The 16,533-nt window shown below is 70.2% G+C and carries 15 protein-coding genes; 8 read left to right on the top strand and 7 right to left on the bottom strand.

From position 1 onward, the window contains the following. Window position 1 precedes the first annotated feature (1 nt). Window positions 2-907: a LysR family transcriptional regulator gene (locus tag ASG30_RS06900; protein ID WP_055894304.1), complete on the bottom strand. Its 906-nt coding sequence runs from the start codon at window positions 905-907 to the stop codon at window positions 2-4. 118 nt (window positions 908-1,025) lie between these two features. On the opposite strand from ASG30_RS06900, the gene ASG30_RS06895 reads away from it, so the two are divergent. Genes ASG30_RS06895 through ASG30_RS06885 form a run of 3 tightly spaced genes read left to right on the top strand, consistent with a single transcriptional unit; the run spans window position 1,026 to window position 4,121 of the window. Next, complete coding sequence (locus ASG30_RS06895; RefSeq protein ID WP_055894302.1) at window positions 1,026-2,135, top strand: aromatic ring-hydroxylating dioxygenase subunit alpha; 1,110 nt, start codon at window positions 1,026-1,028, stop codon at window positions 2,133-2,135. 7 nt (window positions 2,136-2,142) lie between these two features. Further along, a complete protein-coding gene (locus ASG30_RS06890; protein ID WP_055894301.1) occupies window positions 2,143-3,093 on the top strand; it encodes a PDR/VanB family oxidoreductase in 951 nt (316 codons plus the stop codon). Between the two features lie 44 nt (window positions 3,094-3,137). Then, the gene (locus tag ASG30_RS06885) at window positions 3,138-4,121 is read left to right on the top strand and encodes a Bug family tripartite tricarboxylate transporter substrate binding protein (RefSeq protein ID WP_055894295.1); all 984 of its coding nucleotides are present in this window, start codon (window positions 3,138-3,140) and stop codon (window positions 4,119-4,121) included. Between the two features lie 126 nt (window positions 4,122-4,247). On the opposite strand, the gene ASG30_RS22075 is transcribed toward ASG30_RS06885, so the two are convergent. The 4 genes from ASG30_RS22075 to ASG30_RS06870 all read right to left on the bottom strand — a co-directional run bounded on the left by ASG30_RS22075 (window position 4,248) and on the right by ASG30_RS06870 (window position 7,445). Then, window positions 4,248-5,237: a lactonase family protein gene (locus ASG30_RS22075; RefSeq protein ID WP_162243717.1), complete on the bottom strand. Its 990-nt coding sequence runs from the start codon at window positions 5,235-5,237 to the stop codon at window positions 4,248-4,250. A 284-nt stretch (window positions 5,238-5,521) separates the two neighbouring features. Then, entirely contained in the window at window positions 5,522-6,424 is a 903-nt protein-coding gene (locus ASG30_RS06880; RefSeq protein WP_055894293.1) for a DMT family transporter, read from the bottom strand. Window positions 6,425-6,486: 62 nt separating this feature from the next. Then, window positions 6,487-6,939 (bottom strand): MarR family winged helix-turn-helix transcriptional regulator, encoded by a 453-nt coding sequence (locus tag ASG30_RS06875; protein ID WP_055894292.1) that lies wholly within the window; start codon window positions 6,937-6,939, stop codon window positions 6,487-6,489. Then, the gene (locus ASG30_RS06870; RefSeq protein ID WP_055894290.1) at window positions 6,936-7,445 is read right to left on the bottom strand and encodes a flavin reductase family protein; all 510 of its coding nucleotides are present in this window, start codon (window positions 7,443-7,445) and stop codon (window positions 6,936-6,938) included. The genes ASG30_RS06875 and ASG30_RS06870 overlap by 4 nt, the downstream gene beginning before the upstream one ends. A gap of 50 nt (window positions 7,446-7,495) precedes the next feature. On the opposite strand from ASG30_RS06870, the gene ASG30_RS06865 reads away from it, so the two are divergent. The 4 genes from ASG30_RS06865 to ASG30_RS06850 all read left to right on the top strand — a co-directional run bounded on the left by ASG30_RS06865 (window position 7,496) and on the right by ASG30_RS06850 (window position 13,144). Continuing rightward, window positions 7,496-8,539, top strand: coding sequence for a hypothetical protein (locus tag ASG30_RS06865; protein WP_055894288.1), 1,044 nt, complete (start codon window positions 7,496-7,498; stop codon window positions 8,537-8,539). Continuing rightward, a complete protein-coding gene (locus ASG30_RS06860) occupies window positions 8,536-9,324 on the top strand; it encodes an alpha/beta fold hydrolase (protein ID WP_055894287.1) in 789 nt (262 codons plus the stop codon). The genes ASG30_RS06865 and ASG30_RS06860 overlap by 4 nt, the downstream gene beginning before the upstream one ends. A 43-nt stretch (window positions 9,325-9,367) precedes the next feature. Continuing rightward, window positions 9,368-10,624 (top strand): acyl-CoA dehydrogenase family protein, encoded by a 1,257-nt coding sequence (locus ASG30_RS06855; RefSeq protein ID WP_156385450.1) that lies wholly within the window; start codon window positions 9,368-9,370, stop codon window positions 10,622-10,624. Window positions 10,625-10,801: 177 nt separating this feature from the next. Beyond that, entirely contained in the window at window positions 10,802-13,144 is a 2,343-nt protein-coding gene (locus tag ASG30_RS06850) for a xanthine dehydrogenase family protein molybdopterin-binding subunit (protein ID WP_055894286.1), read from the top strand. A gap of 10 nt (window positions 13,145-13,154) precedes the next feature. Here the strand turns inward: ASG30_RS06850 and ASG30_RS06845 are convergent, their stop codons facing one another. Beyond that, on the bottom strand, window positions 13,155-14,162 hold the full coding sequence (locus tag ASG30_RS06845) for a metal-dependent hydrolase (RefSeq protein WP_055894284.1): 1,008 nt from the start codon (window positions 14,160-14,162) through the stop codon (window positions 13,155-13,157). 57 nt (window positions 14,163-14,219) lie between these two features. Beyond that, window positions 14,220-15,545 carry a D-amino acid dehydrogenase gene (locus ASG30_RS06840; protein ID WP_055894282.1) on the bottom strand — a complete coding sequence of 442 codons (1,326 nt, stop codon included), beginning with the start codon at window positions 15,543-15,545 and terminating at the stop codon, window positions 14,220-14,222. Window positions 15,546-15,618: 73 nt separating this feature from the next. Here ASG30_RS06840 and ASG30_RS06835 point away from each other — a divergent pair, with 73 nt between their 5' ends. Then, window positions 15,619-16,533: a LysR family transcriptional regulator ArgP gene (locus tag ASG30_RS06835; RefSeq protein WP_055894280.1), complete on the top strand. Its 915-nt coding sequence runs from the start codon at window positions 15,619-15,621 to the stop codon at window positions 16,531-16,533.

Raw genomic sequence — 16,533 nt, 5'->3', positions numbered from 1 at the left:
GCTACACCGCCGCCGTCACGCTGCCCTGCGACGCGGCCTCTTCCTCCAGGCCGTCCAGGAAAGCCCGCACCTTGGCCGGCACCAGCCGGCGTCCCGGCAGCAGCGCATAGATGCGCAGCGGCGCGCACTCCCACTGCGGCAACAGCCGCACCAGGCGGCCCTGCGCCACCGCCTGCGCGCAGAACGTCGCGGTGATGCGCGCCACCCCCAGGCCGGCCATCGCGGCCCGCATGCGCACCTCGGCGTTGCCGCTGCGCAGGGGCGGGTTGCGCACCTCCACGTCGGCCGAGCCATCGGGGCCCGCGAAGGACCAGGTCGTGTCCTCGCCGCCCGCCAGCAAGGGCAGGGCGTTGAGGTCCTCGGGCGCCGCGAACTCCGGGTGCCGCACCATCAGCTCGGGCGAGGCGAACAGTCCGCGCTCCAGCGAGTACACGCGCTTGGCCACCACGGTGGATGGCGCGAAGCTGTGCTCGATGGCGGAGAACACGATGTCGTAGTGCCGCTCGAACAGCGCCACCCGCGCGTGTTCCACGTCGACCTGCACCTTCAGCTGCGGATGCTGGGCCAGCAGGCGGCAGGTGACGGACGCGAGGTGGTGCGCGCCGAATTCGTAGGGCGCCGCGACGCGCAGCGTGCCCTGGACCTGCGCGCCCTTGGCCACCGCGTCGACCGCCAGCTCGCGCAACTGGGCGAAGGGCTTGGAGATGTCGCGGTAGAGCGATTCACCGGCGTCGGTGAGCCGCAGCCGCCGGGTGGTGCGCTCGAGCAGGCGGGCACTCAGCTGCTCTTCCAGCCGGGCGACCGAGGCGCTCAGGCTGGACTTGGGCCGGTCCAGTGCACGTGCCGCGGCGGTGAAGCCGCCGTGCTCGACGACCTGGCAGAAAGCGTCGAAGTCGTCCCAGTTCATTGTTCAGGATTCGGAACACAGAAGTCAGAGGGGCGCATTGATCCAGGTCAACGTGCTGCCTAGCATTGTCCCATCTCGACACACGCATGGCCGCGCTCGCGCGGCCGGGAGAACTTTCATGTTTCTGAAGAACTGCTGGTACGTGGCCGCCTGGGACCACGAACTGCTCGACGGCAAGATGCTGCCCCGCACCCTCCTGGAAGAAGCCGTGCTGCTCTACAAGAGCGAGAGCGGCAAGGTGGTGGCGCTGCAGGACCGCTGCTGCCACCGCGGCGTGCCGCTGCACCTGGGCCGACGCGAAGGCGACTGCGTGCGCTGCATGTACCACGGCCTGAAGTTCGACCCCACCGGCAAGTGCATCCAGATCCCCGGCCAGGAGGTCGTGCCGCCCAAGCTGGGCGTCAAGAGCTACCCGGTCGTCGAGAAGGACCACCTGGTGTGGATCTGGATGGGCGATCCGGCCAAGGCCGATCCCGCGCAGATCATCGACTTCCCCTACCTGCGCGACCCGCAGTGGAAGGGCATCCACGACTACATGCACTACGACGCCAACTGGCTGCTGATCGTGGACAACCTGTCGGACTTCGCGCACCTGGCCTTCGTGCACACCAAGACGCTGGGCGGCTCCGAGGAGTACGCGTACGTCACCAAGCCGGTGGCCGTCGAACGCCAGCCGCGCGGCTTTCGCGTCGAGCGCTGGCACATGGACGCGGCGCCGCCGCCCTTCCACCGCAAGGTGCTGCCGGCGCAGGAGAAGGACAGCCACGTGGACCGCCGCAACATCGGCCACATGCACATCCCGGGCATCTTCTTCCTGGAGTCGATGTTCTCGCCGGCCGGCAGCGGCAGCGAGAAGGGCAACCGCGAAGGCAGCCGCGAGTACCGCAACTGCCAGTTCATGACGCCCGAGACGCGCCGCACGTCGCACTTCTTCTGGACCTACCTGAACAACTTCGAGGGCGACGACCACAACATCTCGCGCTCGCTGCACCAGAGCCTGATCGAAGGCTTCATGGAGGACAAGCACCTGATCGAGGCGCAGCAGAAGGTGCTGGACGCGGACCCCGAGTTCAAGATGCTGGCCGTGGCGGCCGACGCCGCGCTGTCGCACTTCCGCTGGACCTTCGACAAGCTGGTGGCCGCCGAGCGCGCCGAGGAAGCCACGAACAAGGCGGCGACGCCCGTGCACGTCATCAAGCCCCCGCACCAGGCCGGCCTGGCGACCTGATCCTGCGATGACCGAACTCAACCTGCGGGTCTCGCGCGTCGAGGCCGAGGCAAGGGACGTGCTGCGCCTGGAGCTGGTGGACCCCGCCGGCGCGCAGCTTCCGCCTTTCGAGCCCGGGGCCCACCTGGCGGTGCAACTGCCGGGAGCGATGCTGCGCCACTACTCGCTGTGCGGCGACCCGCGCGACCGCAGCCGCTACGTGCTGGGCGTGGGCCGCGCGGCCGGCGGCCGCGGCGGCTCCGACTACGTGCACGGCCAGGTGCGCGAGGGCATGGACCTGCGCTGCAGCCGGCCCGCCAACAACTTCCGCCTGGTGGAGGCGGACAGCTACCTGTTCATCGCCGGTGGCATCGGCATCACGCCGCTGCTGGCCATGGTCCGCTGGTGCGAAGCCAACGGCAAGCCGTGGAGCCTGGTCTACGGCGTCCGCAGCCGCCAGCGGCTGGCGTTCTACGAGGAGCTGCGTCAGTGGGGCGACCGCGTGCGGTTCCATTGCGACGACGAGGCCGGCGCGCCGATCGCCGTGCCGCTGCTGCTGGCCGACTGGACGCCCGGCGTGCACGTGTACTGCTGCGGCCCGGCGCCGCTGATGAACGCGGTGCAGCTGCACGGCGCGCACCTGCCGGCCGATGCCCTGCATTTCGAATGGTTCTCCGCACCGGCCGCGCCCGCGTCCGAGGCCCCGGCCGCCGAAGGCTTCGCGATCGAGCTGCGCCGCAGCGGCGGCTGCTACACGGTGCCGCCGGATCGCAGCATCCTGGAGGTGCTGGAGGAGAACGGGCACGAGGTGCCGTTCTCCTGCCGCGAAGGACTGTGCGGCACCTGCGAGACGACAGTGTGCGAAGGCCAGCCCGAGCACCTGGACTACGTCTACCCGCCCGCCGAGCGCGAAGGCCTCAGGACGATGCTGGTCTGCGTGAGCCGCGCGAAGTCCGAGCGCCTGGTGCTGGACCTGTGAAACAACATCCCTCGACCTTTCCCATCCTTGCAGGAGCAACGCCCATGACGTTCGATCGCCGCCAGTTCATCCAGGCCACCGCCGCCGTGCTTGCCGCCGGCGGGGCGGTCGTGCCCGCCTACGCGCAGACGCCCGACACGGCGCGCGTCGTCATCGGCTTCGCGCCCGGCGGCACCATCGACCTGGCCGGCCGCCGCATCGCCGAGAAGCTGCAGCCCTCCTTCGCCAAGGCGGTGATCGTCGACAACCGCACCGGCGCCGGCGGCCAGATCGCGGCCCAGGGCGTCAAGAGTGCCGCGCCTGACGGCACCGCCATGCTGCTCACGCCGACCTCGCCGATGAGCCTGCACCTCTTCACCTATAAGAAGCTGCCGTATGACCCGGTGGCGGACTTCACGCCGGTCTCCGGCGCGGTGATGTTCGACTACTCGCTGGCGGTCGGCCCCCTGGTCCCGGCCTCGGTTCGCTCGGTGAAGGACTTCCTGGCCTGGTGCAAGGCCAACCCGGCGCATGCCAACTTCGGCTCCGCCGGCCAGGGCTCGGCGGCCCACTTCATCGGCGCGGCGCTCGGCCGCATGGGCGACGCCGACCTGCGGCACATCGCGTTCCGCGGCTCGCAGCCGGCCCTGGCCGACATGATCGGCGGGCAGATCGCGGCGGTGGTCGGACCCACCGGCGAGTTCATGCCCAACGTCAAGGCCGGCAAGATCCGCCTCTTGGCCAGCAGCGGCCCCAAGCGCGGCAAGTTCACGCCGGACACGCCGACGATGGCCGAGCAGGGCTTCAAGGACCTGGCCTACGTCGGCTGGTTCGGTTTCTTCGTGCCGGCCAGGACGCCGGCGGACGTGGTGCAGCGCCTGAACGGCGGCATCCGGCAGGCGCTGGCGCAGCAGGACGTGGTCGACAGCCTGGCCACGGCCTACATGGAGCCCCTGCCCACGGCGCCGGCGCAGATGGCGCAGATGCTCAAGACCGAGACCGAGTTCTGGGCCGGGCTGGTGAAGACGGTGGGGTTCTCGGTGGAGTAGGTTGTTTCTCCCCAACTGAGCGGAAGCCCACAGGCCGTCGTCATCCAGCACAGCCGCCAAGAACACGCTGGCAGAGAAAGGAAAAGGGCCCGAGACATCGGGCCCTTCAGTCGACTAGGCAGAAAACTAGCCTGTGAGGCTCACAACGGTTATGCCCACCGGACTGGTGCCAGCGACGAACGACTCCGTCATGGCGGCCAGTGCACCGTGATCTCGGTTGATCTCGAATCCGGACACCGCCGCGCCAGTGGTGTCCGTGCAATAGAGGAAGCGGCCATCGGGACTGATCGCCAACGAGGTTGCGTAGCCCGGTAGAGCCGTCGGGCTCTCCTCGGAGGTGAGTTCGCCGGTTTGTGAATGGATCGAGTAAGCCAACACCCGCACCGAGGAAACCTCCGGAGACAGTACGTATGCGAATCGGCCCGAAGGGTCGATCGCAATCGAACTCGCCTCGGTTCCGGCGGCCACAGAGCGTGCGGTTCCCAAAAAGCCTTCGGGGTCGATCGCATGAGCGGAGATGTTGCCGCTTTCACTGGAGATGTAGAGGCTGCTTCCGGAAGGCGCAACCGCAATAGCTTTCGGTGACTCGCCCGAAGGCGCGGAATCGATCAATCTCAACAAGCCGTCCTCTTCTATGGCAAACGATGAAACGCTGCCGTCGGATGTCGTGGCGAAAAGGAAGCGACCGGAAGCGTCGAGTTGAAGGTCTTCAGTACTGCTGCTGGCACCCACCAGCACGCGGTCGAGTTCTTCCAATGCACCCGTATCCTGAGCAACTGAGTAGATGCCGAATGTGCCGTCGCTGCCCGAGTTCACATACAAGAATCTTCCAGACGGCTGGATTCGAATCTGCTTTGTCTTGTGTCCTGCTGCAAGGTGTCCGGCTGGGCTTGGCGAAAGTGAACCAGTCGCGGCATCGACCGCGTAGATGAGGATGTTCCGCTGCGGCCCCATGCTGGTGGCATAGGCGAATCTCCCGGACGGATGGATGGCAATGGAGTACACGCCGCTTTCAGCGAGCGTCGAATCTACAAGCTTCAGAGCACCATTGGCAGCCACTTCGAAGACCGAAATATCACCGGAGTCGTGGTTTGCCACATAGGCGAACGTCCGCACGGTCGGTGCTGGCAGTGGTTCGGGAGGTGCGGGAGCAGGCGCTGGCTCCCCCGACCCTCCGCCGCCGCAGCCGGTCAGGGGGAAGGTCGCCGTCACAGCGGCCATCGAGGCCGCGACACGCAGAAAGTGAGAACGTCGCACAGGTAGTCCTTTCGTAAGAACGAAGGGACTCTCATTCAGGCGGGCTCCATTGCGAAGTGACGTCTGGCGTTCCCACTGCATCGATTGGGAATGCTCTCGCGGGGTCACTTCGCCGCGGGAAGACGCAAGGAGGGCCCCCGCCGCTATCTGGCCGCCGGCTTCCGGTTGACCAGCACGATCCCCGCCGCCACCCCCGCCAGTGCGAGCACCAGCTGCAGCGTCAGCGGCTCGCGCAGCAGCACCACGCCGAACACCAGCGCGAACACCGGCGTCAGGAACGAGAACGACGACAGCTGCGTGGCCGGGTAGTGCCGCAGCAGCCACATCCAGGCCAGGAAGCTGGCGAAGGCGCCTATCACGGTCTGGGCCGCGATCGATCCCCACGCGTAGGCCGAGTAGCGCAGCGACCAGGACTCGCCCAGCACCAGCGACAGCAGCGGCGCCGCCACCGCGGTGACGGCCACCTGGTAGAACAGGATCTTCTCGGCCGAGGTGGACCCCAGCTTCGAGGTGCGGATCACCAGCGTGGTCAGCCCCCACAGCGTGCCGGCGGCCAGCGCCAGCGCGTCGCCACGCAGCTGCCGCAGGGTGGTCCCGCCGTCGAAGCCTTCGCTGAAGGCCACGGTCACCGCCGCGAAGGCGACCACCAGGCCGATCCACTGCACGGGGCGCAGCTTCTCGGACGGCACGAAGCGCGGCACCAGCAGCGCCACCACGAAAGGCGCCGTGTAGAGGAACACCGTCAGGCGCGAAGCGGTCGTGTCGCGCATTCCCACGTAGATGCAGGCGAACTCGCTCGCGAACAGCGCCCCCGCCACCAGCCCCGCACCCAGCGTGCCATCGCGCTCGAACAGCGGCACCTTGCGCAGCACGCACCAGAGCCAAAGGAGCGCGGTCGCGCCGATGAAACGCAGGGCCGCCTGCCACAGGGGCGGCACCTCGCCGACGGTGGTCTTGATCAGGATCTGCTGGAAGCCCCAGAACAGGCAGCAGGCCAGGAGCAGGGAGACGGCCAGGCCGTCCAGGTGTTCTTTTCGTTGGATCATCGCCCGGCGATGCTAGCCGCGCGGTGCGATCTCCGCTCCCGGCGGGGCACCCGGGCGGCGCGCTACAGCCGGCGCTCCGGTTGGGCCGCCACCAGCTTTTCCAGCAGCTGGCGCAGCGCCTTCTTCTCGGTGGCGCCCAGCGCGCGCAAGAGGCGCGCCTCGTGCTCCTTGGCTTCCTCCACCAGCGGCTTGACCAGCCGGCGGCCGGCCGCGGTGGCCGACACCATGGTGCGGCGCTGGTCGGCGGGGGAGGCCTGCAGCGCGACCCAGCCCTGGTCGGCCATGCGCTGCACGAGCTTGGTGACGGTGGGCTGCTTGGACAGCACCTCCTGCGCCAGCTGGCTCACCGTGAGCGGCCCGCCGTCGTGCAGCGTGGCGAGCACCCGCCACTCGATGGAACTCAGGCCCCGCGCGCGCACCTGGGCATCGAAGTCCTTGTAGAGCGCGTGGTTGGCCTGCCCCAGCAGGTAGCCCAGGTAGTTGTCGACGAAGCGCTCGCCTGTCGCCGCGGTCACAGGGGCAGCTCCGTGTAGAAGCGGCCGCCGTGGAACAGCAGTGGGGCGGCGCCCGGCCGGGACGACACGCGCTCGACCTCGCCCACGAAGATGACGTGGTCGCCTTCCTCGTAGCGGCTGCGGTTGAAGCACTCGAACACCGCCGCCGCGCCGGTGAGCAGCGGCGCATTGCCGCAGCCGCGCGTGAACTCCACGCCGTTCCAGCGGTCGGCGCCCTTGAGCGCGAACTTCTCGGCCAGCAGCTTCTGGTCGGCCGCCAGGATGTTGATGGCGTAGTGCGAGCCGGTGCTGAAGGCCGGCAGCGAGGCGGCGGCGCGCGCCAGGCTCCACAGCACCAGCGGCGGCTCGAGCGAGACCGAGTTGAAGGAGTTGGCCGTCAGGCCGATCGGCTTGCCCTCGGCCGTGGTCGCGGTGACGATGGTGACGCCGGTCGCGAACATGCCCAGCGCCGAGCGGAACTCCCTCAGCGAGAAGGCCGGCGGTTGGGCCTGTGTGGGCGGGCTCATCAGCGGGTTTGCATGAAATTTCATGTAGTATGGACCAAACCTTGCCGCCCATGTTGCAGGAAAAAATCGAACCCGCGTGGCTGGAGGCCTTCGAGGCCGTGCTCCGGCGTTGCGCCGTGCAACCCGGCGACACCGTGGCCGTGCTGAGCGAAAGCCAGAGCCGGCCGGTCCTGGTGGAACTGGCCCAGCTCGCCGCGGCCCGCCTGGGCGCCCGCGTCTTTGGCCTCACCCTGCCCACCCGCTTTGCCAGGGGCGCGCCGCAGGCCCGCTCCACCGGCGCTTCCGACGCTCTGCAAAACATAGCGCCCGTGGTCACTGCGCTGGCCGGCAGCACCCTGGTGGTGGACTGCACGGTGGAGGGCCTCATGCATGCGCCGGAGCTGCCCGCCATCCTCAAGGGCGGCGCGCGCGTGGTCTACGTCAGCAACGAGCATCCCGAGGCGCTGGCCCGGCTGGCTCCTTCGGACGATGGCTCGTTGGAGCTACGCGTGAAGGAGCACGTCAAGCGGCTGCGCTCGGCCAGACAGATGCACGTCACTTCGCCCGGCGGCACCGACCTCACGATCTCGCTGGAGCGCGCTGTGGTCGGCGGCAACTGGGGCTACACCACGCGGCCCGGCACCATGACCCACTGGCCCGGCGGGCTGGCGCTGGCCTTCCCTGCCGCGGGCAGCGTCAACGGCCGGCTGGTGCTCTCGCACGGCGACGTGAACCTGACCTTCAAGCGCTACGTCGAGCAGCCCGTCACGCTCACCGTGGAATCCGACTACGTGCAGCGCATCGAAGGCACCGGCCTGGATGCCGAGCTGATGCGCAGCTACATCGCGGCCTGGGGCGACCGCGAGGCCTACGCGGTCAGCCACGTCGGCTACGGGCTCAACCCGGCCGCGCGCTGGGACAGCATGGCCCTGTACGACAAGCGCGACTTCAACGGCACCGAGCTGCGCGCCTTCGCCGGCAACTTCCTGTACAGCACCGGTGCGAACGAAGTGGCGGGCCGGCACACGCTGGGCCACTTCGACCTGCCGCTGCGCCACTGCACCGTGACGCTGGACGGCGCCAAGGTGGTCGAGGAGGGCAGGCTGGTCGAATGAGCACGCTGCCCACCTTCACCTCGCTGGGCTCCGGCCCCACGGTGCTGATGCTGCACGGCATCGGCGGCGGCCACCTGGCTTTCGCCCCGCAGGTCGAGACGCTGGCCTCCAGCGGCTACCGCGCGGTGGCCTGGGACATGCCCGGCTACGGCCACAGCGCGCCGATCGAGCCCTACACCTTCAAGGGACTGGCCGAGAGCTGCATCAGGCTGATCGAGAGCCTGCGCTGCGAGCACGTGGTGCTGGTGGGCCACAGCATGGGCGGGATGGTGGCGCAGGAAGTGGTGGCGCGCCGGCCGCAGCTGGTGAGCCGGCTGGTGCTGTGCGGCACCTCGCCGGCCTTCGGCAAGCCCGACGGCGACTGGCAGCGCGAGTTCCTCGCGCAGCGCACCGCGCCGCTGGACGCCGGCCAGACGATGACGCAGCTCGCCGAGCAGCTGGTGCCGCAGATGATCGGCCCGGCGTCGCTGCCCGAGGGCGTGCGGCTGGCGCTGCACTGCATGTCGCAGGTGAACCCGTCCACCTACCGGCGTGCGCTGGAGGCGCTGCTCACGTTCGACCGTCGCGCCAACCTGGAGCACATCCACGTGCCCACGCTGCTGGTGGCCGGCGAGCACGACCGCAACGCCCCGCCGGCTGTGATGAAGAAGATGGCCAAGGCCATCGTCGGCAGCACCTACCTGGAGCTGCCCGGCATCGGCCACCTGCAGAACCTGGAAGCACCGGACGCCTTCGATGCGGCGGTGCTCAACTTCCTTTCGCTGCCGCGGCAGCTGTTGCACTAACAACGCAGGCGCGGCCCGCGGCCGCGCCGACGACAGGAGACGCATGGACGCCCTGACCTCGCTGGGCTTTTCGCCCGCCGTCGGCGACACCGACCTCACCCCGCAGCAGCGCTCGCTGCTGTCGCTGGCGAACGAGCTGGGACGCACGCGATTCGCGCCGCGTGCGGCCCAGTGGGACGAAGAGGCCAGCTTCCCGTTCGCCAACTACGAGGACCTGCGCGAGGCCGGATTGCTGGCCCTGTGCGTGCCCAAGGCGGCGGGTGGCGGCGGGGCGGACTTCGCGACCTACATGATGGTCGCCGCCGAGATCGGACGCTTCTGCGGCGCCACCGCGCTCACCTGGAACATGCACATCTGCTCCACCATGTGGACCGGCGTGCTGGCCGACGGCATCCCGATGACGGATGCCGAGCGCGAGGAGCACGCGCGCCGGCGCGAGCTGCACTTCCGGCGCGTGGTGAATGACGGTGCCATCTACGCGCAGCCGTTCTCCGAAGGCAGCGCGGCCGCGGCCGGGCGCGCACCCTTCGGCACCACGGCGCGCAAGGTCGAGGGCGGCTGGGTGGTCAACGGCCGCAAGATCTTCGCGTCGCTCTCCGGCGCGGCCGACTACTACGGCATCCTGTGCACCGAGGACCGCGAGGGCGTGCGGCACGACCCGCGCGACACGCTGTACCTGGCGGTGCCGGCCACGAGCCAGGGCTTCGCGATCAGCGGTGACTGGAACCCGCTGGGCATGCGCGGCACGGTGAGCCGCAACCTGACCTTCACCGAGGTGTTCGTCCCCGACGACGAGCAGCTCATGCCGCGCGGCGTCTACTTCAAGGGCGCGCAGACCTGGCCGGCGATGTTCTTCACGCTCGCGCCCACCTACCTGGGCCTGGCCAACGCGGCCTACGACTTCACGGTGCAGTACCTGCGCGGCGAAGTGCCCGGCGAGCCCCCGGTCAAGCGCCGCATGTACCCCACCAAGCAGGTGGCGGTGGCGCAGATGCGCATCCAGCTGGAGAACCTCAAGAGCATCTTCCTGCGCGCGATCCGCGAGGCCCGTCCCAATCCGTCCAAGGACGAGCGCATGCGCCTGTACGCCGCGCAGTACACGGTGATGGAAGGCGCCAACGACATCGCGCGGCTGGCCATCCGCACCTGCGGCGGCCAGAGCATGATGAAGCACCTGCCGCTGGAGCGCATCTACCGCGACAGCCGCTGCGGCTCGCTGATGCTGCCCTGGACGGCGGAGCTGGTGCTCGACCGCATGGGCCGCGAAACGCTGTACGAGCCGGGCGAGAAGGACGAGTGAGCCAAGGCCGTCATGCCCGCGGAGGCGGGCATCCACTGCTTCCGTCTTCACCGCCCGCCACCTGGATTCCCGCCTTCGCGGGAATGACGAGGTGGGTGCCCGCAGACTGCGCCGCACCAGCGGCAAATTCGCGTGCCGGGCACAATGCCTCGCCACATCTTGCGAAGGACTCTCCCGATGAGCGCAGACCTCCCGATCTCCGACGCCGTGGGCCGCTTCGGCAGCGGCCGCGCCGTGCCCCGCATCGAGGACGAGGGCCTGCTGCGGGGCCAGGGCCGCTTCACCGACGACGTGCACCCGGGCACGCCGCTGCGCGTGGCCTTCGTGCGCTCGCCGTATCCGCATGCGCGCATCGTGTCGGTGGACACCTCCAACGCGCGGGCCCTGCCCGGCGTGGTGCAGGTGACGACCGGCGCCGACCTGCTGCAGGCCGGCGTCAAGCCGATGCCGGTGAACACGGGCTTCAAGCGGGCGGGCGGTGCGCCCGGGGTGTCGCACCTGCGGCCGGTGCTGGCGCACGACCGCGTGCGCTTCGTCGGCGAGCCGGTCGCGGTGGTGATCGCCGAGACGCTGCAGCAGGCGCGGGACGCGGCCGAGGCGGTGTGGGTCGAGTACGAGGAGCTGCCCAACGTGGTCGACGTGCACCAGGCGGTGCAGGGCGCGGCCGTGCTGTGCGACGACGCGCCCGACAACATCGCGGCCGAGACGCGCTACGGCGACGCGGCCGCCGTCGACGCCGCCTTCGCGCGCGCCGCGCACGTGGTCCGGCTGGCGCTGGACAACCAGCGCGTGGCGGCCCTGTCGCTGGAGCCGCGCGCGGTGCTGGCCTGGACCGCCGACGACGGACGCCTGACCCTGCAGATGAGCACGCAGATGCCTTCGGGCGTGCGCAGCACCTTGTCCGACCTGCTCGGGCTCAAGCCCGAACAGCTGCGCGTGACGGTGGGGGACGTGGGCGGCGGCTTCGGCATGAAGACCGGCGCGTACCCGGAAGACGTGGCGCTGGCCTGGTGCGCCTGGCAGCTCAAGCGGCCGGTCAAGTGGACGGCCGAGCGCGGCGAGGAATTCGTCTCGTCCCACCACGGCCGCGACGTGCGCACGCGCGCGCAGCTGGCGCTGGCCGCCGATGGCCGCGTCCTCGCGCTGCGCCTGCATTCGCTGGCCAACGTCGGCGCCTACGCCACCGGCACCGGCTGCGCGATCCAGCTGCTGATCGGGCCCTGGGTGCAGACCAGCGTGTACGACATCCCGGTGGTGGACTTCCACTACCAGGCCGTGATGACCAACACCGCGCCCACCGGGGCCTACCGCGGTGCGGGGCGGCCCGAGGCGATCTACACCATCGAGCGACTGATGGACGAGGCGGCACGCCAGAGCGGGATCGACCGCGTGCAGCTGCGCCGGCGCAACTTCATCCGGCCCGAGCAGATGCCCTACACGAACCCGATGGGCCAGGTCTACGACGTCGGCCGCTTCGAGCACGTGATGGACCAGGGCCTGGCGCTGGCGGAGTGGAACGGCTTCGAGGCGCGGCTGGCGCAGAGCCGCGCGCGCGGCCGGCTGCGGGGCCTGGGCCTGGCCACGTTCCTCGAATGGACCGGCGGCCTCGCGCTGCAGGAGCGGGTGACCGTGTCCGTGCTGGCCGACGGCGTGATCGAGGTGTTCTCCGCGGTCAACGCGATGGGGCAGGGCATCGCCACCACGCTGGCGCAGCTGGTGGTGGACGTGTTCGGCGTCGACATGGACCGGGTGCGCGTGGTCCTGGGCGACACCGACCGTGGCGAAGGCTTCGGCAGCGCGGGATCGCGTTCGATCTTCACCGGCGGCTCGGCGCTGCGCGAAGGCGCGCAGAAGGCGCTGGAGGAAGCGCGCCGGCTCGCGGCCCAGTCGCTGGAGGCGAGCGCGCAGGACATCGAGTACGCGGCGGGACGCTTCAAGGTGCGCGGCACCGATCTCTCCGTCGACCTCTTCGCCGTGGCGGCCAAGCAGCCGCAGGGGCGCATCTTCCTGGAGAGCAGCACCACCGTCGCGGGCCCGAGCTGGCCCAACGGCTGCCATGTCTGCGAGGTGGAAGTCGATCCCCAGACCGGCGAGGTGGGCGTGGTCGCCTACAGCAGCGTCAACGACGTGGGCCGGGTGGTCAACCCCACCATCGTGCGCGGCCAGCTCGATGGCGGCGCGGTGCAGGGCCTGGGCCAGGCGCTGCTGGAGCACCTGGTCTACGACGCCGGCAGCGGCCAGCCGATCACCGGCAGCCTGATGGACTACGCGGCGCCGCGGGCCGACCTGCTGGCCTGCGAATTCGTCACGCGCATGGACGAATCCACGCCTTGCACCAACAACCCCCTGGGCGTGAAGGGCGTGGGCGAGCTCGGCACGATCGGGGCGACGCCTTGCGTGGTCAATGCGGTGGCCGATGCGCTGGCGCGCGGGGGCTACGCGGCCGTCGCACCGCGGCTGCAGATGCCGCTGACGGGCCACCGGCTGTGGGCTTTGCTGCAGGCCGCGCAACCCGCCTGAGCGACACGCGTCAGCGCGGCGGCGGCACGTCCTCGCCGCGCATGCGCCGGCCCAGCCAGCCCAGGCCGGCCTCCAGGTCGACGCGCGCGCCGAGGTTGCGCGGCGACACAGGGGCCCACGCGCCGCCTTCCTGCCGCGCCACCAGGAAGTTGAACGAGTACCAGGGCTCCTGCCCCATGCGCAGGTCGGTGATGAACGCCTGGCCGTCCTGCGAGTGCACCTTGTAGAAGCCGTGCGTGAACCAGGCCATGCGCCGCACGGCCCAGACGTCCTGCAGCGAACGCTCGAGCGCGCGGTCGGTGGGGAAGCGCTCGAAGCGCATCGGCCTGGGGCCGTCCAGCAGCGAGTAGTAGCCCTCGTCGTAGCCGTCCTCGCGCATGGCCACCACGCGCCACAGCAGGGTGTTGAACGGGGTAGGCGTCACCAGCAGCCGCTGCGCCGGCGCGCCGCTCGCGGCCAGTGCTTCCTCGGCGACCCCGCGGACATGGGCCTGGGCGATCGCGCTCCAGGCCAGGTAGCCCGTGGAGAGGACCAGGCCCCAGCGGTTCCAGGCCAGGCCGGCCGGTGCGCGGCGGGCGAGGGCAACGACCACTCCCAACCCCAGCGGCACCGTGTAGAGCGGATCGATGATGAAGATGCTGCCCAGGCCGAACGGGTGGTCCGTGAAAGGCCGCAGGATCTGCGTGCCGTACACCGTCATGGTGTCCAGCATCGGATGCGTGACCAGGGCCAGCCACAGCGCCAGCCACCAGCGCCGGAAGTGATCGCGCTCGCCGTGCACCCGGCTCGCGATCCAGGCCAGCACCGGCGCGGCCAGCGTCTCCCAGAACAGCGCGTGGGTCCAGGCCCGGTGCAGCGTCATGTTGCGCACCGCATCGCCGTGGTCGATGAAGGCGTCCAGGTCGGGCAGCGTGCCGGCGATCCCACCCCAGAGCGCGGCTTTCCACACGGCCGTGCGGCGGCCCATCACGGCCACGCCGACGGCGGCGCCCAGCGCCAGTTGCGTAACGGAATCCATGGGGACCGCAGCCTACCGGGTCCCGGCGGCAGTGCGGCGTCGTGTGGGCTTTGCGGCTCAGGCCGCGCGCGTGCGCCAGCCTTCGCGCGGGGCGTCGAAGCCGTGGAAGCGGAAGGCGAGCGAGGGTTGCTCGCCGCTGATCAGCTCGGCCATCGCCTTGCCGGAGCCGGCGCCATGCGTCCAGCCCAGCGTGCCGTGTCCCGCGTTCACCCACAGGCGGCCCACGCGGGTGCGCCCGATGTAGGGGATGTTGGTCGGCGTGGCCGGCCGCAGGCCGGTCCAGTAGCGCGGATTGCCGCCCTCGGCTTCGCTGCGCGTGTCGCACACGCCGGGCAGCACCTGCTCGATGCGCTCGGCCAGCATCCGGCAGCGGGCCTGCGCGACGGGGCTGTCCAGCGAGGTGTCGTAGCCGCCCAGCTCGATGGTGCCGGCCACGCGAAGCTCGTCGCCCAGGCGGGAGATGGCGCACTTCACCTCGTCGTCGATGGTGCTGACGCTGGGCGCGAGCTCGGGGCGCCGGATGCGGAAGGTGGCGCTGTAGCCCTTGCCGGGATAGATCGGCAGGTCGACGCCCACGCTGCGCAGCAGGGGCGCGCTGTAGGAGCCGCAGGCCACCACCACCTCGTCAGCCTGCAGGCGCTGCCGGGCGCCGCTGGCGCGGTCGCGCACCTGCACCGCGGCGATCGCGCCGCCGGCCTTTTCCAGGCGCTCGATGTCATGGCCGTAGAGGAAGCGCGCGCCCCGAGCGGCGCAGCGCGCCGCCAGCGCTTCGGTGAACACGCGGGCGTCGCCGCTCTCGTCGCTGGCGGTGAAGGTGCCGCCGACGATGCGGTGGGCGAAAGATCGGAAGGCCGGCTCGATGCGTAGCAGCTCCTCGCGCGAGACCACGCGGCGCGCGACGCCGAACTCCTGCATCAGGCGCGCGGCGTCGGCGGCGCCGGCGAACGCCGCCTCGTCGGTGTAGTAGTGGGCGATGCCGCGCTGCAGGCGGTGGTACTCGATGCCGGTGGCGCGCACCACGTCCTTGAGCGCCGCGTGGCTGTACGAGCCGAGCGCGACGAGCTGGCGCACGTTGCGCTCGAAGGCCCCGTCGTTGCATTGGGCCAGGAACTGCAGGCCCCAGCGCCACTGCTGCCAGTCGAGCTGCGGGCGGAACAGCAGCGGCGCGTCGTTGCGGAACATCCACTTGAGCAGCTTGGCCGGCGCCTGCCGGTTGGCCCAGGGCTCGCAGTAGCTCACCGAGATCTGGGCGGCGTTGGCGAAGCTGGTCTCGCGCGCGGCGGCGTCCTGCCGGTCGACGATGGTGACGGCGTGGCCGCGTTCCAGCAGGTGCCAGGCGGTGCTGACGCCGATGATGCCGGCGCCCAGGACGAGGATGTTCATGCGCCCAGTGTCGGCCGGGAGCGCGCGGAAATGAAGCCAAATTAAACTCTCAGCGAATCCATCAGGAACGCTAATGAGCACCTACGACCCCGCCGCGCTGGAGTGCCTGGCCGCCATCGTGGAGGAGGGCGGCTTCGAACGCGCGGCCCGGCGCCTGTCGGTCACGCAGTCGGCCGTCTCCCAGCGCCTGCGCGCGCTGGAGGCGCAGGTGGGCACCGTGCTGATCGTGCGCAGCCGCCCGCTGCGGCCGACGGCGGCCGGCCAGCTGCTGCTCAAGCACACGCGGCAGCTGCGGCTGCTGCGGGCCGACCTCGAGCGCGACCTGCACGAGCTGGCGCCCAGCTCGGCCGCGGGGCTGCGCGAGGAGGAGCGGGTTTCCATCGCCGTCAACGCCGACAGCATCGCCACCTGGGCGTTGCCGGCGCTGGGCGAACTGGTGCGGCAGGGGCTGCCGCTGGAGGTGATCACCGACGACCAGGACTTCACCCACGAATGGCTGCGCGAAGGCCAGGTGCTCGGTTGCGTCACCACGGTGCGCCAGGCGCTGCGCGGCTGCAGGGTGGCGGGGCTGGGCGCGATGGCGTACATCGCCATCGCCGCGCCGGCCTACCTCGAAGCGAACGCGCCTCGCGGGCTCACGGCGCACAACTTCCACGAGCTCCCCTTCATCGCGTTCAACCGCAAGGACGACATGCAGCGCGAGTTCGTGGCCAAGGCGTTCGGGCTGCGCCGCGTCTCGCTGCGCCAGGTGTTCGTCCCCAGCTCGGAGGGGCAGGTGCGGGCGGTGCTCGCGGGCTGGGGCCTCGCGGTCGTCCCGCGGTTGCTGGTGGAAGGGCTGCTCGAGCAGGGGCAGCTCGTCAACGTGCTGCCTGCTCATGCGCCCGCGATCCAGCTGTACTGGCATTGCTGGAACCTGGAGTCCGAAGTGCTGGACACGTTGACGAAGGCACTGCAAGCCACCGCCGGACGTGCACTGACCCAGCATTAG

Source organism: Ramlibacter sp. Leaf400 (assembly GCF_001424545.1).
Classification (GTDB): Bacteria; Pseudomonadota; Gammaproteobacteria; order Burkholderiales; family Burkholderiaceae_C; genus Ramlibacter.
The sequence above is the reverse complement of the archived record's forward strand: the minus strand, read 5'-3'. Positions and strand labels throughout refer to the sequence as shown.